The 25,775-nt window shown below is 45.2% G+C and carries 26 protein-coding genes and 1 other RNA gene; 9 read left to right on the top strand and 18 right to left on the bottom strand.

From position 1 onward, the window contains the following. Nucleotides 1–30 precede the first annotated feature (30 nt). Complete coding sequence (locus ACO0KZ_RS08195; protein WP_422994576.1) at nucleotides 31–1,548, top strand: malonate--CoA ligase; 1,518 nt, start codon at nucleotides 31–33, stop codon at nucleotides 1,546–1,548. Between the two features lie 3 nt (nucleotides 1,549–1,551). On the opposite strand, the gene ACO0KZ_RS08190 is transcribed toward ACO0KZ_RS08195, so the two are convergent. Then, a complete protein-coding gene (locus tag ACO0KZ_RS08190) occupies nucleotides 1,552–2,010 on the bottom strand; it encodes an EVE domain-containing protein (protein ID WP_422994574.1) in 459 nt (152 codons plus the stop codon). 286 nt (nucleotides 2,011–2,296) lie between these two features. Between ACO0KZ_RS08190 and ACO0KZ_RS08185 the strand changes: the two genes are divergently transcribed. Continuing rightward, nucleotides 2,297–2,701, top strand: coding sequence for an MbcA/ParS/Xre antitoxin family protein (locus tag ACO0KZ_RS08185; RefSeq protein WP_422994572.1), 405 nt, complete (start codon nucleotides 2,297–2,299; stop codon nucleotides 2,699–2,701). A 58-nt stretch (nucleotides 2,702–2,759) separates the two neighbouring features. Beyond that, entirely contained in the window at nucleotides 2,760–3,473 is a 714-nt protein-coding gene (locus ACO0KZ_RS08180) for an RES family NAD+ phosphorylase (RefSeq protein WP_422994570.1), read from the top strand. Between the two features lie 88 nt (nucleotides 3,474–3,561). Here ACO0KZ_RS08180 and ACO0KZ_RS08175 read toward each other — a convergent pair whose 3' ends face one another. Beyond that, nucleotides 3,562–3,693, bottom strand: coding sequence for a hypothetical protein (locus tag ACO0KZ_RS08175; protein ID WP_422994568.1), 132 nt, complete (start codon nucleotides 3,691–3,693; stop codon nucleotides 3,562–3,564). Nucleotides 3,694–3,704: 11 nt separating this feature from the next. Next, nucleotides 3,705–4,937: an MFS transporter gene (locus ACO0KZ_RS08170; protein WP_422994566.1), complete on the bottom strand. Its 1,233-nt coding sequence runs from the start codon at nucleotides 4,935–4,937 to the stop codon at nucleotides 3,705–3,707. Nucleotides 4,938–5,536: 599 nt separating this feature from the next. Between ACO0KZ_RS08170 and ACO0KZ_RS08165 the strand changes: the two genes are divergently transcribed. From ACO0KZ_RS08165 to ACO0KZ_RS08155, 3 genes are all read left to right on the top strand, one after another. Then, complete coding sequence (locus ACO0KZ_RS08165; protein ID WP_422994564.1) at nucleotides 5,537–5,719, top strand: hypothetical protein; 183 nt, start codon at nucleotides 5,537–5,539, stop codon at nucleotides 5,717–5,719. Then, complete coding sequence (locus tag ACO0KZ_RS08160; RefSeq protein WP_422994562.1) at nucleotides 5,709–5,876, top strand: hypothetical protein; 168 nt, start codon at nucleotides 5,709–5,711, stop codon at nucleotides 5,874–5,876. The genes ACO0KZ_RS08165 and ACO0KZ_RS08160 overlap by 11 nt, the downstream gene beginning before the upstream one ends. A 548-nt stretch (nucleotides 5,877–6,424) precedes the next feature. After that, nucleotides 6,425–6,664: a methyl-accepting chemotaxis protein gene (locus tag ACO0KZ_RS08155; protein ID WP_422994560.1), complete on the top strand. Its 240-nt coding sequence runs from the start codon at nucleotides 6,425–6,427 to the stop codon at nucleotides 6,662–6,664. A gap of 474 nt (nucleotides 6,665–7,138) precedes the next feature. Here the strand turns inward: ACO0KZ_RS08155 and ACO0KZ_RS08150 are convergent, their stop codons facing one another. The 6 genes from ACO0KZ_RS08150 to ACO0KZ_RS08125 all read right to left on the bottom strand — a co-directional run bounded on the left by ACO0KZ_RS08150 (nucleotide 7,139) and on the right by ACO0KZ_RS08125 (nucleotide 15,650). Continuing rightward, nucleotides 7,139–8,038 (bottom strand): hypothetical protein, encoded by a 900-nt coding sequence (locus ACO0KZ_RS08150; RefSeq protein WP_422994558.1) that lies wholly within the window; start codon nucleotides 8,036–8,038, stop codon nucleotides 7,139–7,141. Nucleotides 8,039–8,331: 293 nt separating this feature from the next. Beyond that, nucleotides 8,332–8,510: non-coding RNA, 6S RNA (ssrS, locus tag ACO0KZ_RS08145), on the bottom strand. Between the two features lie 87 nt (nucleotides 8,511–8,597). Beyond that, nucleotides 8,598–8,924, bottom strand: coding sequence for a cell division protein ZapA (locus tag ACO0KZ_RS08140; protein WP_422994556.1), 327 nt, complete (start codon nucleotides 8,922–8,924; stop codon nucleotides 8,598–8,600). Beyond that, nucleotides 8,921–9,133, bottom strand: coding sequence for a DUF904 domain-containing protein (locus ACO0KZ_RS08135; protein ID WP_422994554.1), 213 nt, complete (start codon nucleotides 9,131–9,133; stop codon nucleotides 8,921–8,923). Before ACO0KZ_RS08135 ends, ACO0KZ_RS08140 begins: the two co-directional genes overlap by 4 nt. 197 nt (nucleotides 9,134–9,330) lie before the next feature. Further along, nucleotides 9,331–12,789 carry a UvrD-helicase domain-containing protein gene (locus tag ACO0KZ_RS08130; protein ID WP_422994552.1) on the bottom strand — a complete coding sequence of 1,153 codons (3,459 nt, stop codon included), beginning with the start codon at nucleotides 12,787–12,789 and terminating at the stop codon, nucleotides 9,331–9,333. Further along, the gene (locus tag ACO0KZ_RS08125; RefSeq protein WP_422994550.1) at nucleotides 12,789–15,650 is read right to left on the bottom strand and encodes a PD-(D/E)XK nuclease family protein; all 2,862 of its coding nucleotides are present in this window, start codon (nucleotides 15,648–15,650) and stop codon (nucleotides 12,789–12,791) included. Before ACO0KZ_RS08125 ends, ACO0KZ_RS08130 begins: the two co-directional genes overlap by 1 nt. Nucleotides 15,651–15,973: 323 nt before the next feature. Between ACO0KZ_RS08125 and trxA the strand changes: the two genes are divergently transcribed. Both trxA and rho read left to right on the top strand, forming a co-directional pair. Further along, entirely contained in the window at nucleotides 15,974–16,300 is a 327-nt protein-coding gene (gene trxA, locus ACO0KZ_RS08120; protein WP_422994548.1) for a thioredoxin TrxA, read from the top strand. A gap of 222 nt (nucleotides 16,301–16,522) precedes the next feature. Beyond that, nucleotides 16,523–17,785, top strand: a complete 1,263-nt coding sequence (gene rho, locus ACO0KZ_RS08115) for a transcription termination factor Rho (protein ID WP_314859372.1) — start codon at nucleotides 16,523–16,525, stop codon at nucleotides 17,783–17,785. A 186-nt stretch (nucleotides 17,786–17,971) separates the two neighbouring features. Here the strand turns inward: rho and ACO0KZ_RS08110 are convergent, their stop codons facing one another. From ACO0KZ_RS08110 to ACO0KZ_RS08080, 7 genes are all read right to left on the bottom strand, one after another. Continuing rightward, a complete protein-coding gene (locus tag ACO0KZ_RS08110; protein ID WP_422994546.1) occupies nucleotides 17,972–18,325 on the bottom strand; it encodes a YggL family protein in 354 nt (117 codons plus the stop codon). Between the two features lie 184 nt (nucleotides 18,326–18,509). Continuing rightward, complete coding sequence (gene pip, locus ACO0KZ_RS08105) at nucleotides 18,510–19,472, bottom strand: prolyl aminopeptidase (protein WP_422994544.1); 963 nt, start codon at nucleotides 19,470–19,472, stop codon at nucleotides 18,510–18,512. A 10-nt stretch (nucleotides 19,473–19,482) separates the two neighbouring features. Next, the gene (crcB, locus tag ACO0KZ_RS08100; RefSeq protein ID WP_422994542.1) at nucleotides 19,483–19,869 is read right to left on the bottom strand and encodes a fluoride efflux transporter CrcB; all 387 of its coding nucleotides are present in this window, start codon (nucleotides 19,867–19,869) and stop codon (nucleotides 19,483–19,485) included. Beyond that, nucleotides 19,866–20,339 carry a molybdenum cofactor biosynthesis protein MoaE gene (locus ACO0KZ_RS08095; RefSeq protein WP_422994540.1) on the bottom strand — a complete coding sequence of 158 codons (474 nt, stop codon included), beginning with the start codon at nucleotides 20,337–20,339 and terminating at the stop codon, nucleotides 19,866–19,868. The genes crcB and ACO0KZ_RS08095 overlap by 4 nt, the downstream gene beginning before the upstream one ends. Before the next feature lie 8 nt (nucleotides 20,340–20,347). Continuing rightward, nucleotides 20,348–20,605 (bottom strand): MoaD/ThiS family protein, encoded by a 258-nt coding sequence (locus ACO0KZ_RS08090; RefSeq protein WP_422994538.1) that lies wholly within the window; start codon nucleotides 20,603–20,605, stop codon nucleotides 20,348–20,350. Between the two features lie 11 nt (nucleotides 20,606–20,616). Continuing rightward, the gene (gene glp / locus ACO0KZ_RS08085; protein ID WP_422994536.1) at nucleotides 20,617–21,897 is read right to left on the bottom strand and encodes a gephyrin-like molybdotransferase Glp; all 1,281 of its coding nucleotides are present in this window, start codon (nucleotides 21,895–21,897) and stop codon (nucleotides 20,617–20,619) included. A gap of 44 nt (nucleotides 21,898–21,941) precedes the next feature. Next, nucleotides 21,942–22,826 carry a PhzF family phenazine biosynthesis protein gene (locus tag ACO0KZ_RS08080; protein ID WP_422994534.1) on the bottom strand — a complete coding sequence of 295 codons (885 nt, stop codon included), beginning with the start codon at nucleotides 22,824–22,826 and terminating at the stop codon, nucleotides 21,942–21,944. Between the two features lie 198 nt (nucleotides 22,827–23,024). Between ACO0KZ_RS08080 and ACO0KZ_RS08075 the strand changes: the two genes are divergently transcribed. Beyond that, entirely contained in the window at nucleotides 23,025–23,228 is a 204-nt protein-coding gene (locus tag ACO0KZ_RS08075) for a hypothetical protein (protein ID WP_422994532.1), read from the top strand. A 97-nt stretch (nucleotides 23,229–23,325) separates the two neighbouring features. Here the strand turns inward: ACO0KZ_RS08075 and ACO0KZ_RS08070 are convergent, their stop codons facing one another. Beyond that, nucleotides 23,326–24,708, bottom strand: coding sequence for a NarK family nitrate/nitrite MFS transporter (locus ACO0KZ_RS08070; RefSeq protein ID WP_422994530.1), 1,383 nt, complete (start codon nucleotides 24,706–24,708; stop codon nucleotides 23,326–23,328). 209 nt (nucleotides 24,709–24,917) lie between these two features. Continuing rightward, the gene (locus ACO0KZ_RS08065; protein ID WP_422994528.1) at nucleotides 24,918–25,682 is read right to left on the bottom strand and encodes a Crp/Fnr family transcriptional regulator; all 765 of its coding nucleotides are present in this window, start codon (nucleotides 25,680–25,682) and stop codon (nucleotides 24,918–24,920) included. Nucleotides 25,683–25,775 lie beyond the last annotated feature (93 nt).

Below are 25,775 nucleotides of genomic sequence, written 5' to 3'. Positions count from 1 at the left end.
GTAGCATTAACTTAGTACCAACGATTCACTATGAACGCCAATCTTTACGCACTCTTCGCAAAAAATTTCCCTTCCGACCTCAACCGCTGCTGCATAGAAACCCATGATCAACGCTACTACAGTTGGCTAGATATAGAGCGTGCCAGCGCAAAGTTGGCGAATTTGCTATGCAGTTTACATTTAAGCGCTGGCGCAAGAATCGCAGTACAAGTCGAAAAATCGCCAGAAGCCTTGATTTTATATCTCGCAACACTACGTGCCGGTTATGTATTTCTTCCATTAAACACCGCCTATCAACACGCAGAAATTTCTTACTTTGTGCAAGATGCTGCACCAGAACTCGTCGTGTGTTCCCCGCAAAATTTTGGGTGGGTTTCTCAAATCGCCTTTCGAGCAGGTAGTCAACATGTGTTCACCTTAGATGCACCAACACGTGGAAACAATCGTGGCAGTCTGTTGGATCGCGCCGCGCTCATGTCAGATCAATTCACTACCGTTCAAAGTCAAGCCAACGATCTGGCGGCCATACTATACACATCGGGTACGACCGGTCGTAGCAAAGGCGCGATGTTAAGTCACGACAATCTCGCTTCTAACGCAAAAGTGCTAAAAGATGCGTGGGCTTGGCAAGATGGCGACGTCTTGTTGCATGCCCTGCCTTTATTCCATGTCCACGGTTTATTTGTCGCCTCACATGGGGCGCTCTTAAATGGCAGCAAGATGATTTTTCTGCCGAAGTTCGATACGGATCAAGTGCTTCATTTTCTGCCGCAATCCACTGTAATGATGGGCGTACCAACCTACTATGTGCGCCTCTTACAAGACAGCAGTTTCAACCGAGACCTATGTGCCAATATGCGCCTGTTTATCTCAGGCTCCGCCCCACTGCTGATGGAAACCTTCCATGATTTCAAACAACGTAGCGGTCACAACATCTTAGAGCGCTATGGCATGAGCGAAACTACCATGTTGGTTTCCAATCCTTATGAAGGAGAACGAAAAGCTGGCACGGTCGGACTGCCCTTGCCAGGTGTCGATGTACGCGTACTGAACACCCTAGGAAACTTAGCAGGCGTTGAAGAAATTGGTGTTATACAAGTCAAAGGCCCTAATGTCTTTCAAGGCTATTGGCGCATGCCCGAAAAAACCGCGGAAGAATTTACTGACGATGGCTTTTTTCGCACCGGCGATGTCGGAAAATTTGATCGTGACGGCTATCTCAGCATCGTCGGGCGCAGCAAAGATCTAATCATTTCAGGTGGCTATAATGTCTACCCAAAAGAAATCGAAAGCGTGATTGACGAAATGCCTGAAGTTTCAGAATCTGCCGTTATCGGTCTAGCACATGCAGATTTTGGTGAAGCAGTTTGCGCGGTGCTTGTGTTAAAGAAGGCAGCGAAGCTCGACGCGGCTTCGGTTATCACACGTTTGAAATCACAAATCGCCAATTTCAAAGTACCTAAGCAGATTTTCTTCATCGATGAATTGCCAAGAAACACAATGGGGAAAGTACAGAAAAACGTGCTCAGGCAACAGTTTCAAAATTAAATTTTACTTTTTATCCAAGAGTTTCACTACCGCTTTCCATTCGGCTGCAGTCACGGGAGTAATCGACAAACGGCTCCCTTTCTGCAGCACCACCATACTCGCCAAATCTTCGTTGGCTCGCATTTCTGTCAAACTCAATATGCGCGTTTTACGAATTGCTTTCACATCCACTAAAATCCAGCGCGGATTTTCTACGGTCGCCTTAGGATCGTAATAATGACTCTTGGTATCAAACTGCGTTGCATCCGGATAAGCTGTACTAGCGATTTCCGCAATTCCGACCACGCCAGGCTCGTCGCAGCTAGAGTGATAAAACAAAACCCCGTCACCAAGCTGCATTTGATCGCGCATAAAATTCCGCGCCTGATAGTTACGCACGCCAAACCAAGGAGCCGCACCTATCCGTAAAGCATCGTCAATACTGACTTCGCTAGGTTCTGATTTCATTAACCAGTATTTCATTAAATACTCCAAACAAGACAGAAAAAAATCGACTAAGTTTAAACGAGCGCTTCTTCACGTTAGGAACTTCTAAAGGCCAATTATAGCGAATTCAGTATCGAGAAAGAGCACGATATGGTTCACATCACCAACTCGAACTAAGCATTAGCATACGAAAAAAATAATGTGACCAATGAAAAAAACGTACTTTATGAAACAAAATTTGTTTCTATCAAAACGAAGTGCTATAGTAGCTTATCTATTCTTATTTTTGACTTTAACTTCTTTTTGAGGCAGGAGCACATCAATGTCTATCCTATTACGCCATCCAGAACCGCATATTCCCGCGTCTGAAGATCGTGGCGCCTTGGCTAAGATGGTGATGACTTTAATGGATCACTGGCAATTATCTACCGAAGATCAAGCAGCTTTACTGGGCATTGCTGCCAGCAATCGCGCTACCTTGACACGTTATCGTAAAGGCGAAGCAATAGGAACTAATCGCGATCAATATGAACGCGTCGGCCATTTACTTGGCATTCACAAGAATTTGCGACTTCTATTCCCGCAAAATCGTGAGCTGGCTTATTGTTGGATGACGACCCGCAACCGCGCTTTCGATAATCTATCTCCAGTGCATGTCGTTCGTGAATGGGGATTTACCGGGCTGTTGATGGTGCGCTCATATCTTGATCGTGCTCGTGGGATGTAGCTTTTCAAACTTGTTTTTTGCAACAAATTTTCCCTCCCTCATTTGAAATACCGCTCACATGCACTCTTTATTTTCCAAAGTAAAACTCCATGATGTTCATGAAAACGTTTTTCGAAATATCGTCTCACTACAAATCTCACAGGATCTGTTCGATGATTTAAGTGACGCCCCAGAAGATTGGGCCTTGGCACAGCAAGTGGAAGATGAAGTAAAACCGCCAACGTTTATATCCGCAACACCTATCATCCACCGCCCATTTGAAGACGCGCATTGGTTTAATGCGATCACCTGGCCTTTTCAACGTTGGCAGGCGAGTCGATATTCTGATGGTCAATTCGGGGTCTGGTACGGCGCGGAATCCATAACAACAACCGCATACGAAACAGCTTATCACTGGTATTGCGGCATATTGGTGGACGCCGGTTTTCAAGATAAAAACGTACAGGTCGAACGCAAGGTATACACAGTCGCCTGCGATGCAGCGTTACTCGATTTACGCCCTTTCCACAAAAACCAAGCAGGCCTGATGCACAAAACTGATTATAGCTACACACAAGCAATAGGCACCAGATTACATCGTGAAGGACATCCGGGATTAATCACAAACTCAGTACGAAACCCATCTGGCCATTGCTATGTGATCTTAAACCCAAATGTGTTATCCGATCCGCGCCATTGCTGTCACTTATCGTATCGTCTCGATGGCGACACAATTCATGTTGAAAAACAAGCTGGACTTACATGGATGACTATTTCGATTTCTGATTTCTGATTTCTGACTTCTGACTTCTGATTTCTGATTTCTGACTTCTGATTTCTGATTTCTGATTCTTGATTGCATTCAAATCTAATTTTCAAGATCAACAAAACACATAGCGATTCGCCAGATCTACAATAAAGGTCGGCTGTAGATAAGCCAAGAACACCAAAATCAATATCGCTATGGTAAAGAGCGATACCAGTACTTGGCGAATTCTTGGTGTAGGTTTCATAGAGATTCTACTTAAACGGCCGCAGCTAATTTTGCATCACGCTCGATTGCAGCTTCGTTAATTGGGAGATTAATCAGTGTGGCGAAAATGCCCAAGCCAATCACGATCACCCAGACCGCGTCGTAATTGCCATTTTTGGTGTACATATATCCGCCTAGCCAGGCACCAATAAAGCTACCAAGTTGATGCGAGAAGAAGACGAAGCCAGACAACATGGATAGATATTTCAAACCAAAAATACCTGCGATAACACCATTGGTTAGCGGCACTGTCGACAGCCAAAGTAAGCCCATCGCAGCAGCAAAAATGTAAACGCTGTAAGCGCTTAAAGGAGCGAGAACAAACAAAGCGATTACGATACTACGACTAAGGTAGATGCTCGATAACAGGTAACGTTTGGGAAACAAGCCACCCAATTTTCCAGCACCATACGAACCAAAAATATTGAATAAGCCAATTAGTGACAAAGCAATAACCGCGACACTTGGATCGATGATGCCCTTATCTTTCAAATAGGCCGGCATATTCATACCAATAAATACCAATTGAAATCCACACACGAAATAACCAGCCAACAAAAGTAAAAACGGTTTGTGTGCAAAGGCTTCGCGCACCGCTTCCATGGTGCTTTGTTGCGGGCCATTGTCTACTACGCGCGGTGGTTCTCGTAGTTTCCACGCCATTGGCAACATCACCACTAGCATGAGTGCAGCCAGCACGTACAAGGCATTCTGCCAGCCAGCGTGTTGTATCAATTGCTGATCGACTGGCATCATAAAGAATTGACCGAAAGAGCTAGCGGCAGATGACATGCCAAAAGCCCATGAACGTTTTGATTCTGGCGCAGTACGTCCTATGATGCCGCTTACTACGCCGAAGGTAGTACAGGCTAGCGCAGCGCCTATCAAGACACCCGAACCTGCAATAAATGCCAGAGGTTGTTTAACAAGGGCCATCCAAAGTAAGCCAAGAGCAAATAAAATCGCCCCAACTACAATTACTTTTGCCGTCCCTAATTTGTCTGCGGCCATCCCTGCAAATGGACCAAATACCCCCCACATCAAATTTTGTATCGCGATAGCCATGGAAAATGTCTCGCGCGTCCAATGGTATTCTTGTGAAATAGGCTGTAACCAAAAACCAAATCCATGACGCACGCCCATAGACAAGGTAAGAACAAATCCCGTCGCAAACAAAACGGTCGTTAAATCGGGAGAATTTAATTTTCTCGTTTGGTCGGTCATAGCAGACTTTCGAATTTACTTAGTCAGCTAAGTTTAACGGAATTCATATTTACTTGTTTTGTTAGTCCTAATTTTTGCTATTAATTATTTAATACAGGATCTTCGGAACAACAATACCAAAATACTTCTAGAAATAGCGAGTACCTTCGGGCTATACCGTCAGTGTCTTGAAAGACATGACCACAGCCAATTCTTGCACTGTCATTGCTTGAATTTATGGTGCAAATCAGTTTAGTAACAAACCCCGAACATCAAACTTACTCTAAATCAAATACGCAAAACTTCAGGCACTTCAAGATGACAGCAGATTTGAATTGAACTGTACGCCTAAATTAAGTCAGCGTAACCTCGTTTGAACAGAAGTAAATATCGTTCTAGATTTCCCCCTCCCTCCTACTTGAAGTACGCGAGAAACTGAGTACTACCCGCATTTTCAGCCTGCCCCAGTAGTCGATCAAAATACATCAAAGAGCGAGGATTGAAGTTCTCGGTTAAATCAAAGAGATGTTCACTTCCAAATACTATTGTCTCATAATTAAAATTTCAAATAGCAATGGCAGAGAAAGCTCTAAATAAGACTAAACAGGCCAGTAACGCAAATGGAACATTTTATTAGTGATTCCGATTCCATCGTTGCAACCGCTGACTTACAAGGCAATATTACTCACGTAAATCCATATTTCATCGAAGTCAGTGATTTTACGGAAGAAGAGTTGATCGACACACCACAAAACATTACCCGTTATTCTGAGATGTTGATGAAGGCGTATATTGACTTATAGTACACTGCCACTGGTAAAAAATGGCAAAGCAACAGGTTACATGTCGGTTCAAACCAAACCAAGCATCGCACAAGTACGTGAAGCAGAGCAGCTTTACAAAGACTCAAAAAATGGCAATCTCAACAATGTGAAACTACGTCGATGCGGCGAGCCCTAACCGACCCACTCACTAAGTTCAAATCACTGATAAATTTCAGCATTAACTAACGAATTGAAATGAACCTTGGCCTACTCTTTTTGGCAATCGCCAACATATTGAGCAACCTACTCTTTTTTCCAAAGAAAAACCATTCATTAGCGATACTGCAATGGAACTAATACTGGCCAAGCATTCTTTAACATTCTTTATCGTTGGCACAGTTTCCATGTGACAACCATCATTCCCAGCCAACATGCGCATACAGCTAGTGAGTTCATGCTAGACGGCGATCTCACCGCGAAGATCGAAACCAATTGTACCTATGAGCAAGACCAAATATTAAGAACGTTACGCCAAGTTAAGGTCAATTTGCATTTCATTGTCGATGACGTCTGCAAAATTCAGAGCAAATACGAATCGCGACGCAAAAACTCGCAACGGGCGATATCGAATTATCTGACAGAACAGAATCACAAGGATCGTCTTCAAAAGAAACTGCTGCGAGCATGGAAGAATATGCTTCGACAATATAGCAGAATACAGATAATGCCAACATCGCCTGAAATATGGTGCACGACGTACTTCGTATCGTAAATCACGGCGACATCACTACCAAACAAATGGCGGAAATCACGGTAGAAGTTAATCTCTATTCAAAACGCATGATCGATACTAAAGGCATAATCAAAGGCATTGCATTCCAAACCGATATTTTGGTACTTAATGCAGTGCTAGAAGCTGCTCGTGCTGTTAAGCAAAGCAGTGCCTTTGTAGTCGAGTGTTCAGAAGTACGCAGCGTGGCTTAACGCAGTGCTCCCGCCAAAGAAACTGAACAATTAATTGATAACTCGGTTGACAAAATTCTCTCTGGCACTAGCCTCACTGCCCAAACTGAGAATGCTATTTAAGAGATTTTGAGTTAGCCCAACCAGATCAGTGGCATTATGAACTAAATAGCGTCAGCGTCTCGCGAACATAAGGCTAGAATCATTCAAGTAAATTTGGCGGTAACATTAATGGATAGGTCATCCAAAAATGCTAACCTGGCTAAAGAAGCTGCCGTTACTGCAGGAAGCATGAGGGCACAGACCAAAACCTTGGTCAAAGCCTTATCAGTGTTTAATTTGGAACATAACGCAAGTCATGCTGTACAAAAAGTTGAAAGTGCAAGTATAGCTTCAAGCGCTCTTCCTCAATTACAGAAACGACTTACTTTGCCAATGTGAAAGGTGGCAACGATATTTGGGTGAATCAAGCAAGTTGTTTGATTCACCATTTCACTAGTTTGTCTCCTTGGTAGCTAAAAGTTTCAATGTAGTTTGCAAGAACCTAGTAAACTCGTCATACCCTAATTCATAGTAACAATATTCAAATAACTTAGCAAAGCCTGAACCATACAAGGGTTTACTATCAACATAAGGGTTATCTCGAATGCCACCGTAATGAAATGCATTCCCAGATTTATCGTCATTATAGATTTGAAAACGAGTTATTTTCTTTTCAGAAAATGGTTGAACATCGATATACAGTCGAATTTTTTCTGGTTTCTGATTCAACGGCCCTATCGTCTTTGCGATAACAGCTAATTCCGCTGCTTTCGACGAATACATTACGCGCTGAAAATCGAAGGCGTCAATTGCAATGTGATTAACTTCTCCATCATTTAACTTACTAAGTTTACTCAATTCTTCAATGTTAAAAGCATAGGCATCGGTAACATATTTTGGCAGCCAATCCTTGCGAATATTTGGGTAATAATAACTTCCCTCCATAAAGTGCTTCGCAAAAATCACAAACTGCTTTCCTTCGTAGGTCGCGAAGTAAAAAGCATATTCGTCAAAGTTATCAATCCCTAAAGCATATTCAGGTACCGTATGAAGAATTTTTTGATCCTCATTCAAGCGCCATGGGATAGTTTTCTTTTTCGACTCCCATTGCCCTGCTTTATTTTGAACCCAACCAACGGCATCATTTAAATTACTTATTTGTTTCATTTCCATTGGCGCACGATTAACGCGATCCTGGGCTTGAGTTGAATTTGAAATAGACAGTGAGCTCAAGGTGAGCATCAAAAGTGCGCAGTTAAATCTAAATACCCCGGCTATCTTCATAAATGAACTTTCTGTATGCAAAAAAAATAGATCTAAATTGATGCGAAGACTTAAGCTAATCAGTAGCATTCATTATGCTCATAATCTCATTAGATGAAGGAATCGATAAAGCTCATAGAGAGGGCACAGTCTACGTACTAGCGTCTTTACAAAACGTGCATAAGTTTCACGCCAAAATCATATCAAATTAAACGACAAGAAAGGAAAACAATTTTTCAAGAACGCATTTTTTTGCGCCTACTTTGCTTCAATCTAGTGCTAAAAAAAAGCACTTATCAATAATTGACAAGTGCTTTTTTCTAAGACAAAACAAACAGAAAATACAAACAAACCTTAAACCCTGTCTGGATCTCAATCTAAAATTAGTTCCCACCAGTGCCGCTATGCCGGCATCCTGAACCTGGCGGTTCAAGTCGGCCATGGTCAGTTCAAATCGGGTTCATCGGACATAAGCGACGCTCACGCCATTGAACAATTTCCACAGCCTATGCACATAAATGGTTCAAGGAATATATGGCACTGGCGAACACGGTAGGAGAACGTAGTTTACTCCTTATTTATTCCGAATTCAGAAAAATCTCATTATTTTTTCTGAATTTTTCATTGTATTAAACAATAAGTGTCTTGCTTAAAATAGATTTTCTTGTGGCGTTAAGGCCTGATCAATAATGTCACTCATCGCAACAATTTTTTGCTTCACTTCACCTATACTCAAACCTGAGAGTGGTCCATCGTGCGCCTTAGTTGCCAGCAAATCAATCGCCATACTTAAAGCTGCCATGACAGCGATCCTGTCTGTGCCTTTTACTTTAGATGCATCACGAATACCGGACATCTTTTCATCTAAATAAGAAGCTGCTTGCTGCAACGCACGGTCTTCGCCTTCTTTACACGACAACTTATAAGATTGTCCCATGATGTTTACATCGATTTGAATCGCTTTAGCTTCACTCATGCTACATCCTTCATATCATCAGCTGGTAATTGAGCAAGAATCGCTTCCACCCGACCGTGCGCCTCTTGCACACGTTGACGCAAATCTTTATTCTCGGAGGCGAGATCAACTGCTGTACGACGCAATGCTGCGTTTTCCAGGCGCAGGGTTTGAGTCAGCTCCGCTAAGCGGTTGACCTTTTCTGCGAGTATTTCAAATTCAGAAATCATCTTGGCAAATTCTTGGCAAATAGTACGAAACGTTACGAAAATTAGTTAAATCGGGTCAAAGCGACATCAGCTTCAAAAGTAAAACGTCTTTAATTATAAGGGGTATTTTCATACAATTGTGCTGCTTAATTATGCTGCGTAATTGAGCCGCTTCATTCATATGCTAATAAACTGCCCTTAAGCAACATCAGGCAACATTAGACAAGCAATCCCTGATCAGTAAATTCTACAAAACTACCATCGCCCAATATCAAAGCAGTCTTAATTGTTTTCATAGGATAAATCGCCTGCAGTGCTTCTCGATAGGTCTCTAATTGCGCTTGATAGCCAGCTTGTTGTTGCTCCGGCAATTGACGCTTGTAGTCCAAAATCCATACTATGTCTGGCAATACAACTAGCCTATCCAAGCGCAAAATTTGTTGTTGAAACACGATATCCATCTCATTCCTGGCGTAATCAAATTGACGTGCATCAAAAAAATCCTGTAGATGCGGATTATTAAAAATCGCCGCAGCTTGTTCTCGCACTACTTTTGCCACAGACAAAGCACAGGGTAACCAAGAAGAAATTACTTCCGCAGCCGGGATCTTTATCGGCCAACCCTTATTGCCACTATCTGTCAAACGTTCCATTAAAGCATGTAGAGCAATGCCTTCGATCTGCTCTGCGGTTTGCATAGCTAACGGCGCTAAATGTGGCAATGTCAAATCTGGTGGAGCAAACATCTGTAGTGAAAAAGTCTCCTCTCCACCACTCAATACACTTGAGTTTTGCGCAAGCACCTCCGCTTCATCCAAATGCGTAAAGCGTTGATACCAACTTCCTTGTTGTACACCTGGATGCTCACTCATTCTATCTACAGCTTTGTCACTAGCAATGCCACTCACGATTAAGACTTGTTTGGCACGAGTGACCGCTACGTAGAGCAGATTCCAATTTTCTTGCTCAGCTTGCTCCTCCTCTGCTTTGAATAAATCATCGCGTGCAGCACCTCGTTCCTCCTTCTTGCCGAAGGCGGAAAAATGTTTTTCGCCACCTTCATGTAAGGGCCAAGCACATAGAATGCCGATATGATCTTTGGCCGCATCGCTGTGATTAGAATCAAGCATTACGACCACTTTAGCTTCCAAACCTTTGGCACTATGAATAGTCAAAATACGCACTGCGTCAATACCACTGCCAATATTCGACTCATCTGGCGCGTCATTTTCTGCCCCCTTATCAAATTCTTTTAAAGCAGCGATAAATTTAGGGAGGCTAGGATAACGCCCGCCATCGATATTTAATGCCAACTCGGTAAATGCAGTGATATTACCGATGATCTGAGCACGATTCGTCGCAGGAGCCGCTTGCGCATAGCGTTGCACCAGACCCCCTTGATGCAATATCCTGTCCAGCAAGTCATGTACAGGTACGTCATGCGCAGCCTGCATCCAGGTTTGCAATAAAGGCGCGGCGCGCAGCAAAGCGTGCGATACAACGTGCCCCTCACCAATTTCACTGATAAAACCCAAGAGCCGCTTCCACCAAGAAGCTTCACTACGCTGCGCTAAGGTAATCAAATCCTCGTCGCTGGCAGCAAACATGGGGGATTTCAAGACATGTGCCAGTGCCCGATTGTCACCAGGTGTCATCAAAAAGTTCAGCAAAGCGATCAAATCCGCGATTTCTAAGGTTGACAGCAATCCACCGCGACGATTAGACACAAAAGGAATGCCAGCTTCGCGCAATGCTTTTTCATAGGAGGCTAAATTGCTACGACGTCGGACTAATAACATCACGTCTGACCAGCGTAAATCGGCTTCGTTTTGATGCTTAGATTCAGCACGCAGTTGCAATAAGGCTTGTGCTAATTGCTGTCCTTCTTGGTACCGCCGCACATCATCTTCTTCCTCGGCAGGCGTTATCAAAGGATCGCGCAAAGGAAAAGGATTGATTGAGCCGTCCTCTTCTGTTTCAGATAGTTGGCCACGAATCAAAGGTAAGCGCAATACGCTTCCTATCATATTCGCTGCAGTAGTCTGTGCCGAATAAATCGGATTACCTACCATCGCTTGATTCAATACTTCCACAATTCTAGGCGCGTTTCTGCGTGTTTGATTAGTGCGTAAGATCGCCGCACCTTGTGCCGCCAATAGTTCTCGTGCCGCGACAAAAACACGCGGATCAGCACGTCGAAATCGATAAATCGATTGCTTAGGATCGCCCACGATAAACACCGTAGGTCGAGCCGTATCCGCACCATACGCATCAAGCCAGGCACTGATGATATTCCACTGCAGAGGATTGGTATCTTGAAACTCATCTAACAAAATGTGTTTGTAGCGTGCGTCCAGACGACCATGTAAATATGCAGCAAACGCTTCATGACTCAAGAGACGATAGGCTTGCCATTCAAGATCGGCGAAGTCGAGCGCGCGCTGTTCGGCTTTCAAGCTTTGATAGCAATTCAGGTAGGCCTGTCCGACATTGAATAAGGCTTCATTCAAACGTAGCACAGATGCTTCTTTGCTGCGTTTCTCCAAGACCTTAAGCGTTTCTGCAATGGCATTGCACTCATCGTGAAACGCATCTTCATTGTCGGCACCTAGCCAAGCGGCAATAGCCAGACTTAAGGCTTTGGTTTTACGATTCTTTCGATTCGTTCCGTCTGCGCCATAAAACTCATTCTTTAAAGCGTCGAAATGTTCGAGAGTAACATCATCTCCCTGTGCTAATGCCTGACGCGCTGTCGTTAGCGCAGTTTCTATCGTGACACCGCGCTTTTGGTTATCTGGACTGCCTTTTCCTAAACAAATACCAACTTGCTGTATGCGCTCTAACAATGCATGATCCTGCCATACGCGAAGCCGAGCATCGTATTGTGCATCGTCGCCCATCAAATCCAGCAACTGCTGTAGAGGTGCTTGCGCGGAACGATCTTGTGTCACTGCCCACCATTCAGCGCGCTTATCAATAAAAGCGTCAAGCATCACTTTTGCGGTGAAATCACCGAGTGTTTCGTACAGATACAAGAGTTGTTGCTTAATCTTAGAGGGCACAGCATCGTCATCCTCACTTACTTCACCAGTCTCAATGGCAGCACCAACCACCTCAGGGACAAGCTGCACCCCAATCTGTTGCATCAATTGTCCCCATGCTTCACGCTGTAAACTACCGGTCGCTTCAACCAGCGTAAATCCATGCGGCACACCAGAGGCCAATGGCGCCAATTGCAATAGGCGTCCGAACCAACTATGGAAGGTATCCATAGACAAGCCTTGCGGACTGTTCAACATGTTTTTATAGAGTTCACGGGCGCGGGGCAAACAAGTCGATAACTCGTGTTCCGATACGCCGCGTTCACGCAAAATAGTCGAGGCATGTGCATCATCCGCCAAAGCCAATTCGGCTAACAACTCCATCAGTCGGTGTCGCATTTCTTGCGCAGCTTTACGAGTAAAAGTAATCGCCAAGAGCTCAGCGGGTTCTGCGCCATCCAATAACAGCCGCAACATACGGGCAACCAATAACCAGGTCTTGCCGCTACCAGCGCAGGCTTCTACCACCACCGAACGATGCGGGTCGCACGCGGTTGCTGTGAACTGTGCAGCATCTACTGCTTGCCCATTGAGTTCATAGGCTTGTGCTGTATTCATGTCCAAGAGCGAATTCATTACCATGCTCCTTTACGACACAAGCCGCGTACATCGCAATATTGACAAACACTCTCCACGCCCTGCGCCGGCAACGCTGCTCCATGCTGTATCGCTTGCATATTTTTTCGTATCGCTTGTTCTAATTCGATTTTCCATAAGCTATATTCTTGCGCCTCGACAGCGCCTGTTTTTTCACGCTCTAGTTCTAAGGCCACATAACTTGCTGTATCGGGCGCATCTAACAAGAGCTCAGTGGCGCCAGTCTCGTTCTCGTCACCGTCTACAACTGATTCAATCACGGGTCGCAATAAGCCATAGAAAGCAAGCTGATGATCGTCAAAATGTTTTAAACGCGTTTTGAGTGAGCTCTTCGTTTTGGTTTTGTAGTCGAGTACCACTCGTTCCACTTCACCATTGTCCAAATGCCGTTCATCGATACGATCGACCCGACCACGTAATTTAATCTCACCATCATCCCATTGCAATTGTGCTTCTGCCCAGACTTCGCCAAAGGCAAATTGCCAACCATCTGCCTCATGCTGATTGGCCCATTCCACATAGGCAGGAATCACTTTGCGCCAACGTACGCTATAGCCCAAAGCGGCAGGACTATGTTTTAAGACACGGGCAAACCAAGTATCGGAGATGGCATTTAGCAATCCTATCCGGTCACTGTTTAAAGGGATTTCATCCTTCTGCAATTGATCGTGGTAAGCCTTCAAAATCGCATGCAACCAATCACCATAGTCGCGTTTCTCTGGCATATCCGACAATTCATCAATCGCTGCTAACTTCAGCATGCGTCCAGCAAAAAATTGATAAGGGCAAGCAATCAAACTACTCAAGCCACTGGCCGATAAAGTAGTCGGCATTAATGCTGCTGCACTAGGTTTAGGCTGCGCAGTCACTTGAACTTGTAAACGATGTTCCGTCAAAGGCAATGCCTTATTGTTTAACGCGGGAAGGTTTTGACGCGCCAAAGCCAAATTAACTTGTTCTATCCAAGGGCTGACAGCGTTGAGCTCTCCATTAATTTGGGATTGCCACGAGAGAACCACCTCGGCATTCGACAAAATCAACTCGGCAAAATCACGCTGCTGTTGCAATTGCCGCTCCTCGCGCGTCACCAGCCCACACTCGCGTCGCACAGCATTGGTAAAAAACAGCGTCTCTTGTGCCTTAGAGGGCAAATGTTTGGCATCACCGCCAACCAAATACACCGCATCAAAATGACGCAAGCGTGCGCCGTTTAGAGGCAACATCACGACACGCTGATCGACTTGTTCCAATTTAAACGGTGTGGCTTCCATTTGCAGATTAATGAAAGCTCGCCACTCAGAGAAACTAAAATGCATGTCCAAGCCGTGACAATCTGAACCCAAGCTCTGCAACATATTCAGCACCTGCGCGCCAGCCACATCTTGTTGCAACAAGGCTTGCATACCAAGCGTATCAAAACTTTGCAGGCTGATCGTTGTCCAGTCCTTTAGGCTACGACGCGACGCACCGGAACTGCTGACATAAGTATGGGCCAGACGCGCAGTCGCTGCTACCCATGCCCGCGCCTGCGGTTGACGTTCCAAAGTGGACAGCACCGCATCCCACCCTCCGACGACATTATTTCTGCGTAATGCAAGCTCGATATCCATAATCAGATCGGCTTTATCAATTGCGCCGGATAACCCAGTATCGACCGAATCTATCCCGCTAATTTGGCACGGCAAAAAAGGGGATTTAAGAAAATCCAATAAAGCAATAGTATCGGCGCGTGTTGCCAGCATTTCAAACCAAGCTGCCAAAGCAGCCGCAGCGCGTGTTGTTGAAAGTTTCCAGCCTGTTTCATCTGCAACAATCACGTTTGCCCGTTCTAACAAGGCACGCAAACGACGCGAGACCACGCGATCTTGGGCAATCACAGCAATTTTTTGTTTACCCGTCTGTATCCATTCCACGATAGTTTGCGCTGCTTGCTCAGCCTCTTGTTCTAAGCTATGAAGCTCACATAAACGAAGACGCTGCCAATCAAAAGATGCGGGCGCGACAGATTTCGTATCAGGCGCATTTGATGAACACAAATCATTCCATGCTAAGCGCATAGATTCAGGCACGGCAGATGCGTGCCAATCTATGCTGTACAGATGAACCTGCTGGTGCCTCTGGTAAGTTTGCAGGAAAGCGCCTTCCAGCGCATTCGGCATGGTTGGCGCAATCCAAAATAACTCAGTATTAGCATTTTGCGCGAGACGCATCATCTGCTGAAATTCTTGTACCGTTTTATCCTGCTGATCGAGCTGTCCTTGCCACAAGGTCCACACCAATTGTGTTTCTTCTGAAACCATGTCCTGCACAGGCAAAGGTAATTGCGCCAGCGCCTCATGCCAGGTAGCTTGCATTTTTTCAGTATGGATTTCCTGTTTGCCGTCTAAAACTTTAGGTAGCCAAACCTGCGTCAACTCATCGGACAAAGTCAATAAGGTCTGCGCCAGAGGCAGCAGGTCAGTATTGCGTTTTGCACCAAATAATTTTTTTAGCCATGCATGCTGGCGCAATTCAGAATACAAGCGCATCAATCGTTCACTATTTGCGGTCACCGCGACACTATGCGGCGGCTGCATTCCCAACCAGGCGAACATCGTTTGTATGCGCGGGGGGATAAAGTGGCTACCTAACTCCTGACCTAGAGCGCGCAACAATAGATGCGCATGTTCAAAGGTCGGCACAACAACCCTGACATCAGAAAAATCATTGATTTGTGTTGTCGCTGGCGTAGAAAACAAATCCATAGGTAATTGCGCTGAACGACGCGCCTGTATAAATTCGCGTGCAACATGGTTCCAGAACTGCGCAGAAATGGGGATAAGTCGGGTGATTCTTGCCATGGAGTTTAATTGTGAATAGTCATCACTGCTAAAAAGTCTTAATAATTAAGCTTAATAGCGAGAAGAAAAAAAACCGATCAATCATTTTATGCGAGCACCGTCGCAAAATGCAGCCGGAATGAGGAAAAATCAGTAAATAAGCCACTTTTTTAAAAATAGGGTATTATTTATCACTGTCGATGCCGCATTTATTCATAAAAGTGTTTTCGTCCTAGAGAAATGACAAAACGGCGCACTTGAAATAGGCGGAAATACCCCAAAGTTCAATCCCTGATTTAATTTATTTCAACACTCCCCCTCTTTTAGAGATTAACGAGAATTCTATGAGCGACAATATCATTTATGTAAGCGATGCATCCTTCGAAGCTGATGTATTAAAATCTGACAAACCAGTCCTGGTGGACTTCTGGGCTGAATGGTGTGGTCCTTGCAAGATGATTGCACCGATCTTAGAAGAAGTTGCGAAAGAATATGACGGCAAAATCACTATTGCCAAAATGGACGTTGATGCGAATCAAGCGGTTCCAGCAAAATTTGGTATTCGTGGCATTCCAACGCTGATTTTGTTCAAAAACGGCGAAGCAGCAGCACAAAAGGTCGGCGCTCTGGCAAAAGGCCAATTAACTGCCTTTATCGATGGCAATATTTAAGCTAATATTCGACTGTTGATCATAATTTCAGGCGATGTTACAAGAAAGTTTTTACATCGTCTGAATTAAGTCTTACAATACGCTGAATTTGGTGTACCACCATAAAATATAAGTAGCGACCGGAATCAAACCCGCTCTGCAGTTTTCTAATCATCCAGTAGTTCGTTTTTTCACTTCTGTTCACTCCCCCACCTCACACTCCCATCCCGGGACACTCACAACATGCATTTATCTGAATTAAAGGCCTTACACGTCTCCGCACTGTTAGAAATGGCCATTGGTCTCGATATCGATAACGCCGCGCGAATGCGTAAGCAAGAATTGATGTTCGCGATCTTGAAAAAGCGCGCCAAAGGCGGCGAACAAATTTTTGGCGATGGTGCACTCGAAGTCTTGCCTGATGGCTTTGGCTTTTTGCGCTCGCCCGATGCTAGTTACATGGCATCCACCGACGATATTTATATCTCTCCTTCTCAAATCCGCCGCTTCAATTTGCACACGGGCGATTCAATCGAAGGTGAAGTCAGAACACCCAAAGACGGCGAACGTTATTTCGCCCTGGTCAAAGTAGACAAGGTCAATGGCGAAGCGCCAGAAATGTCCAAGCACCGCATCCTGTTTGAAAACTTAACACCACTGCACCCGAATAAGATCTTGCAGCTCGAGCGCGATATGCGCGGCGAAGAGAACACCACGGGTCGTATCATCGATTTGATCGCGCCTATCGGTAAAGGTCAACGTGGCCTATTGGTCGCTTCGCCAAAATCTGGTAAGTCTGTGATGTTGCAACATATTGCGCATGCAATTACGACCAATCACCCAGATGTGACGATGATCGTTTTGCTGATCGACGAACGTCCAGAAGAAGTGACCGAAATGCAGCGTTCGGTGCGCGGTGAAGTCGTAGCCTCAACATTCGATGAGCCAGCCACACGCCATGTCCAAGTCGCTGAAATGGTCTTGGAAAAAGCCAAGCGTTTGGTTGAAATGAAAAAAGACGTGGTGATCTTGTTAGACTCCATTACCCGTTTGGCACGTGCTTATAACACCGTGATTCCAGCTTCAGGCAAAGTCTTGACTGGTGGTGTTGACGCCAATGCCTTGCAACGTCCGAAACGTTTCTTCGGTGCAGCTCGCAATGTTGAAGAAGGTGGTTCCTTAACGATCATCGCAACTGCATTGATCGAAACCGGCAGCCGTATGGATGACGTGATCTACGAAGAATTCAAAGGCACAGGCAATATGGAAGTGCATTTGGAACGTCGTTTGGCAGAAAAGCGTACTTACCCAGCAATCAACCTCAACAAATCCGGCACACGTCGTGAAGAATTATTGATTAAGCCTGATCAGCTGCAAAAAATCTGGATCTTGCGTAAGCTCTTGTATAGCATGGACGAGATCGAAGCAATGGAATTCATCTTGGATAAGATGAAGGCGACTAAGAACAATGCAGAGTTTTTTGAAATGATGCGTCGTGGTGGGTAATTTAATTATCTGCGTTTAGTTTGCTATTGACGAGAAAGCTGAACATATTGTTCGGCTTTTTTGTTTTTTGTGACGTACCAAATCGTATCAATCACTTGTGATGCGGACGTCGATTAAAAAAAAGAGAGACTAAGCTCTCTTTTGTGAAACCTTGTACAGAAACGGTTTGAGGCAATCTCAAATGCCTTACTCTGCAAATTCGGTATCCATCGGTGAGTACCACGCATCTTTCAATGCACCAACTTGTACGTTTTTAAACTCAGGACGTGCAGTCATCCATGCTTTCAGTGCTTCACGATCTTGATCGGTAGTAGAACCAGGGCCAAATTTGCAGACAAAGCCCGTCGTCAACCAGCCACTCAAAGCTAGGTCACGTACTTCAATTAACTCTTCCAAAAATGTATGAATTAATTGCGCTTCTTGGTCTGAATCTAGTTCCTTAGTCAATTCTGCTTTGTATTCAAAACCGAATTCTTGGAATTCATCAACGTGCAGTTTCTTACGTTGACGAGCGTTACGGGATTTATTGGATGGGGTCATAATTTTCTTTATGTAATAAGAAACTAAGTTAGAAACTATTTAGAAACTAAGCTAGAAACTGAGGTTAAAACAAGCAAGGAAAAGCACAAATAGCTCAAAAGCAAAGTAGCTCAGTCGTCGCAAACAGTTGCGCATTGTAGATGCAATGGAGCAGAACTACAAACGAAAGTGAATTTAGTCCTTTCTACAAAAATTTCCCATGCACTTTAAATTGTTCAGTAGCACGCACCAGTTCAGTCACAATACCCGGCTCCATGGCGGCATGGCCTGCGTTGACGATCATATGCAATTTGGCGGATGGCCAGGCTTGATGCAATCGATAAGCAGACAAAGGAGGACAAATTACGTCATAACGTCCTTGAACGATCACAGCTGGCAAATGGCGAATCTTATGGATATTTTTGATCAACTGATCTTCATCCATGAATGCGCCATTTAACATGTAATGTGCTTCTAGGCGTCCAATACCTAAGCTGACTTCATCCGATTCAAAATCTTCTATTGCCTGAGCCTGTGGCTCCAAAAATAGACAAGAGCCTTCATAGCGACTCCAATTGCGGGCCGCCTCCTTGTAGATCGCTGGCTCGTCACAGAACAAGCGTTTCACATAAGCTTGCAATAAATTACCGCGTTCCGAATGTGGAATCGCTTCGGTGAAACGTTGATGAACCTCAGGATAGAAATGATTGATACCATTCACAAACCAATCCACTTCTGCTTTGGTGCACAAAAAGATCCCGCGCAACACAAAACCTAGGCAACGATCTGGAAATTCTTCTCCGTAAGCCAAAGCCAAAGTAGAACCCCAAGAACCACCAAACACCAGCCATTGCTCTATGCCCAGCAAGGTGCGGATTTTTTCTATGTCTTCTATCAAGAGCGCGGTCGTATTATTTCTATACTCGCCTAGTGGTGTCGATTTCCCTGCGCCACGCTGATCGAACAGCACAATACGATAATGCGCAGGATCAAAAAACCGCCTATGAGTAGGCGAAGTACCACCACCTGGCCCGCCATGCAAAAACAACACTGGTTGGCCAGCCGGATTGCCGCACTCTTCCCAATACAAGGTGTGCAAAGCATCAACTTCTAACCTGCCCTGACGATATGGTTCTACCGGGGGGAACATTAATGTATTTTCTGACATATTTTTTTACTTAGAGATTTTGAAGAAAACGCCAGCTAGCAAATCCGGCGAAACAGCAAGCGATAGAGCCAATTAAGTGTAAAGCGCTATGACTAAAAGCCCACATCCACTCCCCTTTTTGCAATAAACCCATAGCCTCAGCGGAAAAAGTCGAGAAAGTAGTTAGGCCTCCAAGAAAACCAGTGACAATCAAAAGCTTCCACTCTGGTGACAACTGCGGATTCGCCGAGAAAAATCCTACACAAATGCCGATCACATAACCACCACCCAAATTCGCCAGCAAAGTACCTAAAGGCAAACTAGCCATGACCGGATTTAACCACAGCCCGAGCAGCCAGCGCACGCAAGCACCGAATGCTGCGCCAACACCCACCGCGATGACAGCAAGGCCGTTCATGATAATGTCGCTTCCTCGCTGCTGCGCCATTTACGCATGGCGCTCTCATCGGTCACGCGCGCATCAACCCAGCGCTGACCTTCTGGCGTGGTTTCCTTCTTCCAAAACGGTGCTTCTGTTTTTAAGTAATCCATCATAAATTCACAGGCAGCAAAGGCTTCACCGCGATGTGCGCTAGCAGCAGCCACCAAGACGATTTGATCTAAAGCGAGTAAAGCACCAACTCTGTGAATGATCAGACAGTCGATTAAATTCCAGCGTTGCTTGGCTTGCGTCGCAATCATTTCTAAGGATTTTTCGGTCATGCCAGGATAATGTTCCAGTTCCATCGCACTCACTTGCAGTCCTTCATTTAAGTCGCGAACCAAGCCCACAAAACTCACCACCGCACCGATCGTAGGATTGTCCGCACGCATCTTCGCAATCTCTGTGCTTAAATCAAAATCCTCAGTCTGTACTGAAATCAACATACTCATTCCTAACCGCCCGTCACTGGCGGGAAAAAGGCAAGTTCGCCCCCATCTTGCAATGGCGTATCACCGTGTATCATCTGCTGATTATACGCCATGCGCAAGGCACGATCCGGTGCCAACACCTCGGCCCAGACGCCGCCCCGCGCGATCAATAAAGCGCGAACCTGGCTGGCGTTTGTGATCTCATTGGAGATTGCTAATAGCTCCCCTGAGCTCGCTAATTTTTCACGCACGCTGGCAAAAAAACGTAATTGAATTTTCATGTTTAACTTATTTAATTGAGCACAGCACTAAACGGAATAAATTTTACCAACTCACCTCGAACTATCGTTGCACCTGCAGGCAAATCGATCAAACCATCGCCCCACACTGTCGATGTCAAAACACCTGAACTCTGGTTTGGAAACAAATCCAAGCCACCATGTGCATTGATTTTGGCGCGTAAAAATTCATTGCGCCTATCTGCCTTGCTTATATCAAAATCGGCACGCATAGAATAAGCCTGTGGCGTCACATCTTGTACGCCTTGCAATCTGAGAATAAAGGGACGAACGAACAACAAGAAGGTCACAAAACTGGAAACAGGATTGCCAGGAAGACCAAGAAAGAATGCCGTGTCTGAAGCATCGCCTGCATTAGCAACATCAACAACTGAGCGCCGCACTTCACCAAACGCCAAAGGTTTACCTGGCTTGACCGCTATCTGCCACATATTAATACTACCCTCGGCTTCTACTGCTGGACGTATATGATCTTCTTCTCCAACCGAGACACCACCCGAAGTGATAATCAAATCATGTTCACGTGCAGCCACCCGCAAAGTGGCGCGAGTTGCCTCTAAACTATCCGGCACGATGCCATAGTCAGTGATGGCACAACCTAAATTTTGTAACAAACCAGTGAGCAAAAAACGATTCGAGTTATAGATGGCACCGGGCTTCAAATCCTCGCCCGGCATAGTCAACTCATCACCCGTAAAAAATACCGCAACACGCAAAGGGCGTAACACTGGCAAACTGGCTAAACCAACGGAGGCTGCCAAGCCCAGCTCCTGCGCCCGCAAGCGCGTACCCGGACTCAAAATCTCAGCACCCGCGCGAATATCCTCGCCTTGCCTACGTATCCACTCACCGCTGTTCGGTGCATGCGCGATGGTGACAAAAATCTGATCGCCTTCGTGTTCGACCGTGCATTGTTCTTGCATCACGACCGCATCTGCACCCTCAGGTATAAACGCTCCCGTAAAAATACGCGCGGCGGTACCTGCTTCCAACTGGCGCCCAAGCACACCTGCCGGTATCCGTTGCGAAACTCTTAAACGCGCAAGTCCACTCACACAATCGGCAGCGCGCACCGCATATCCATCCATTTGCGTGTTATCCATAGGCGGCACATGCAAACTTGATCTTTGTGACTGCGCCAGAATCCTGCCATTGGCCGCCAGCGTGTTGATCTGTTCTACTTCATTTTCATTCACACAAATAGGCCGCACTGCTTGCAGCAAAGTCTGCAAGGCTTCTGCGACGCTTAACATCGGTTTTTTCTCAGTCGTCATTTGCTTTTGTTCTTTTAAGTAAAAAGTAAAAATTAACCTAAGGCTTACCCTAAGTTTATCACTCCACGTCCCAATTCGATCACGCGACCACCTACGCATATGTCAAATTCTGGACTGACGTCTAGATATAAGCAGCTAGGTCTTTGTACTTGCTCGCCCTGATTAATTTGTATGCTCACTGGCAAGGATCTTCTCTGGGCAATCCACCAACCGCCGAGATTCGCACAGGCTGATCCGGTGCCTGGATCCTCGGCAACACCACCACCTTGTTTCGTAAAAAAGTAACGGGAAGTAATCGCTAAGCGTTCATTTGCACTTGGAACATGATCGTCCCAGGCAAATACGTAGGCCGTTTTTCGTCCTAAGCTACTCGGTGGCCAATCTGCCAAGCGACTACTATCAGGTTGAGCACGCCGCACCGCCTCTGTCGTGCGAAGTGGCACTAATAATTGGTCGGTGCCAGTATTCACCCATAAGGGTTCGTCAAGCAAATCGCTCACTTGCAAACCCAACATCGCCGCGACTGCAGTTCCCGGCAAAGCACACTTCACGGTCTCAGGTAGTCCTTGCACAGGCGCTGTAAATGTCCAGATATCTGAATCATTCGGTGTCGATTGAACCGGTACGATCCCCGCTTTACACTCCAAACTAATCGCATCCCCTGTCTTCAACAAATGACGCACAACGTGGGCGGCCCCTAAAGTAGGATGACCAGCAAACGGCATTTCATAACCCGTGGTAAAAATCCGCATACGGGCTGTTGCTCGCTCCGATGGTAAAATAAATACGGTTTCAGATAAATTAAACTGCAAGGCAATCGCCTGCATTTGCGCATCGCTTAAACCACGGGCATCTTCAAATACACAGAGTGGATTGCCACCAAAAGTCGATTCGGCAAACACATTTACAAGTCGGTAATGAAAATCCATAACCTAATACCTTAATTAGTGCGAGTTAACATAATTTAGCTAGAATGATGCGGCGCTAGTGCAGATCAAGTAACATGATAATACTTCATCGCTGAAGTAGCTCTAAAGTGGCACAAAATAAACGCAACAATGCAAAACGATGCAGTTAAAGACAACGAATTTGCAGACAATATAACTAACCAGGCAAAAGGAAACATCATGGCAAAGAAAAATGAAGAACTCGATGAAGAAACCATGGCTGTGATCAATTGGTGCATAGAAGTTGAGGGTTTCCTGGTCAAAGGCGGCGCAACTCAAACTCAGGCGCAGGAATTTATTGAAGAAGAAATTGAATTCTTAACCGACCAATTTTATGACGGCTTGACGCCTGAAGAAGCCGCGAAAGTTGCACTCAGCGACTAAAATCAAGTCTCAAACTTAAAAAAAGCCCCACTATCTAGCGGGGCTTTTTTGGCATCTGATTACTAACACTTGGATAATATTTCTTAACGGATCTCACTTAACAAGGCATCTCAGCATTTTTACGAGAATAGAACCACCAAGTAATAATCATACAGCTGACATAGAAACCAATGAAAGTATACAAAGCCATATCAGGTGCGCCAGTTATCTTGATCGAGGTACCAAAACTTTGTGGAATAAAGAAGCCACCATAAGCACCAATCGCGCCAGAAAATCCCAGAACGGCAGCAGACTCTTTAGCTGCATCCAAGCGCGCTTGCTTAATCGCAGCCTCACCTTTGCCCGCACTGGCACGTTCTCTCTCGGTTTGAAAAATGATAGGGATCATGCAGAAGGTCGAACCATTACCCAAACCCGTCAAAATAAACATGCCTATAAAGGAGAACAAAAACACGCTAAATTGGTGTGCATGTAAAGCGGGTAAAATTCCCAACGCAATTACTGCTGCCATGGCACCAAACACCCAGAAGGTCAAACGTGCGCCACCTAATTTATCCGACAAGATGCCACCAACTGGACGTGCCAAAGCGCCAGCCAAAGGTCCAAGAAAAGCAAACTTAGCGACATCCACTTCAGGAAACTGCGCTTTGATCAACATCGCAAAGGCCGCCGAAAAACCGATGAAGGAACCAAATGTACCGATATACAACCAGCACATCAGCCAATTGTGTTTGCGTTTAAAAATAATCGCTTGATCAGAAAATGATGCTTTTGCAGACGCGATATCATTCATACCAAGCCACGCCGCAATCGTCGCAGCCAGAATAAATGGCACCCAGATAAAACCCGCATTCGCGAGCCAAAACAATTTATCCGAATTGGTTTTGACGTTGTGATACAAAAATCCATCACCTGACAAAGCCGCGCCGAATACGGCGGAAGAAATCACCAAAGGTGTCACAAATTGAACAACTGATACACCCAGATTGCCGATGCCGGCGTTCATACCTGTGGCATAGCCTTTGCGTGATTTAGGAAAAAAGAAACTGATGTTCGCCATGCTGGAACTAAAATTACCACCACCTAATCCGCACAACAAAGCCAAGATCAATAAAGTGGAATAGCTGGTCGTTGGATCTTGCAATGCAAAGCCCATACCGATAGCAGGAATCAACAGGCTAGCGGTTGAGAAAGCAGTAAAACGGCGTCCGCCAAACACAGGGACCAAGAAGGAATAAAAGATACGCAAAGTAGCGCCTGATAGCGCTGGCAATGCTGTCAAAAAAAATAACTGATCTTTGCTGAATTTAAAACCTGCTTTATCCAAATTCGCAGCCACCACACTCCACAGCATCCACACCGAGAACGCTAACATCAGACAAGGAATCGAAATCCACAGATTGCGATTAGCAATGCCATTCCCTTCCTTGCTCCAAAACGCACCGTCTTCCGGTTCCCATCGACTTAATACGTGACTCATTTTCATCTCCCTAAAAAATTAATGCCCGCAAAGCTAAATGCATATCGTTGAAACTTAGATGCCATTTAGCGTGACTGACAGAATACGGAGTCGCCCTAAATTTGAAAATTCCTCGTATGGTTGGAAATGTGACTGCAGAAGTAGGTATGCACTAGCCAAAAGAACTAGGGCGCGTACTTTCTTTAAAAACGTCGGAGTTAATGATGACTTTAGGCTTGCAAGCTAATAGTGCCGTGTTTTTTGTGGTGCGATCCCTGCACAGACGTTTTAACATTGCCGTGTTCAGATTCACAATGAATTTGCGGATAGGCTTTAAGGGACGGCAAAGAACTAATCGAAATGCGCGAAGCACTGACGCTGATCAGGCCTAGCTCACTCAAATGATGCAACATACGCGAGAAGGTTTCGGGTGTTAAATTTAGTAAGGACGCGACCACATTTTTCTTCAACTCCAGTCGAATCTCATTACTCTCTTGCGACAAGGCGGTTTGCACTAAATAGTCAACCACACGTTGCATCGCATTATGCGAAGATTGACGTTCAACATTTCGTACAAAACCTAAGAGACGATACGATAAACCCGTCATCATCTGACGCGCAATTGCGGGCGATTGATCTAGCAATTTAAATAGAGCGTTTTTTGGCAAACGTAATAATAAGGAAGGCTCTAAGGTTTCCGCATAAAACGGATAAGGTTCTTCAAGAAACATCATTGCTTCGCCAAAACATTGCCCTGGGCGTATCAACTCAACGATTTTATCGCTACCGTTCGAGGCGGGGATCGCCAGTTTTATCAAGCCATACACCAGAATAAAACACCCATCCGCCAAATCGCCTTTCTGGAATAAACTTAAGCCTTTTTCCAGCTCCAGCTTCACCACTTCTTTTTTCAGGCTATCTAATTCAAACGGCGAAATATGGCGAAATAAAGCTTGATTAAGCAATAAGCCATCCAGATTAATCTTACTCATCATGTCTCCCTATCCTAATCAAATAGGCTTGAAGTGTAAGACACGATTAATGAAACGACTATCCACCATTCGGCGTAGATAGTTGCTGCAAAAGAC

It is taken from the genome of Undibacterium sp. Di24W, from assembly GCF_049340325.1.
GTDB lineage: Bacteria > Pseudomonadota > Gammaproteobacteria > Burkholderiales > Burkholderiaceae_D > Undibacterium.
This window is presented reverse-complemented; position numbering and strand designations above follow the sequence as displayed.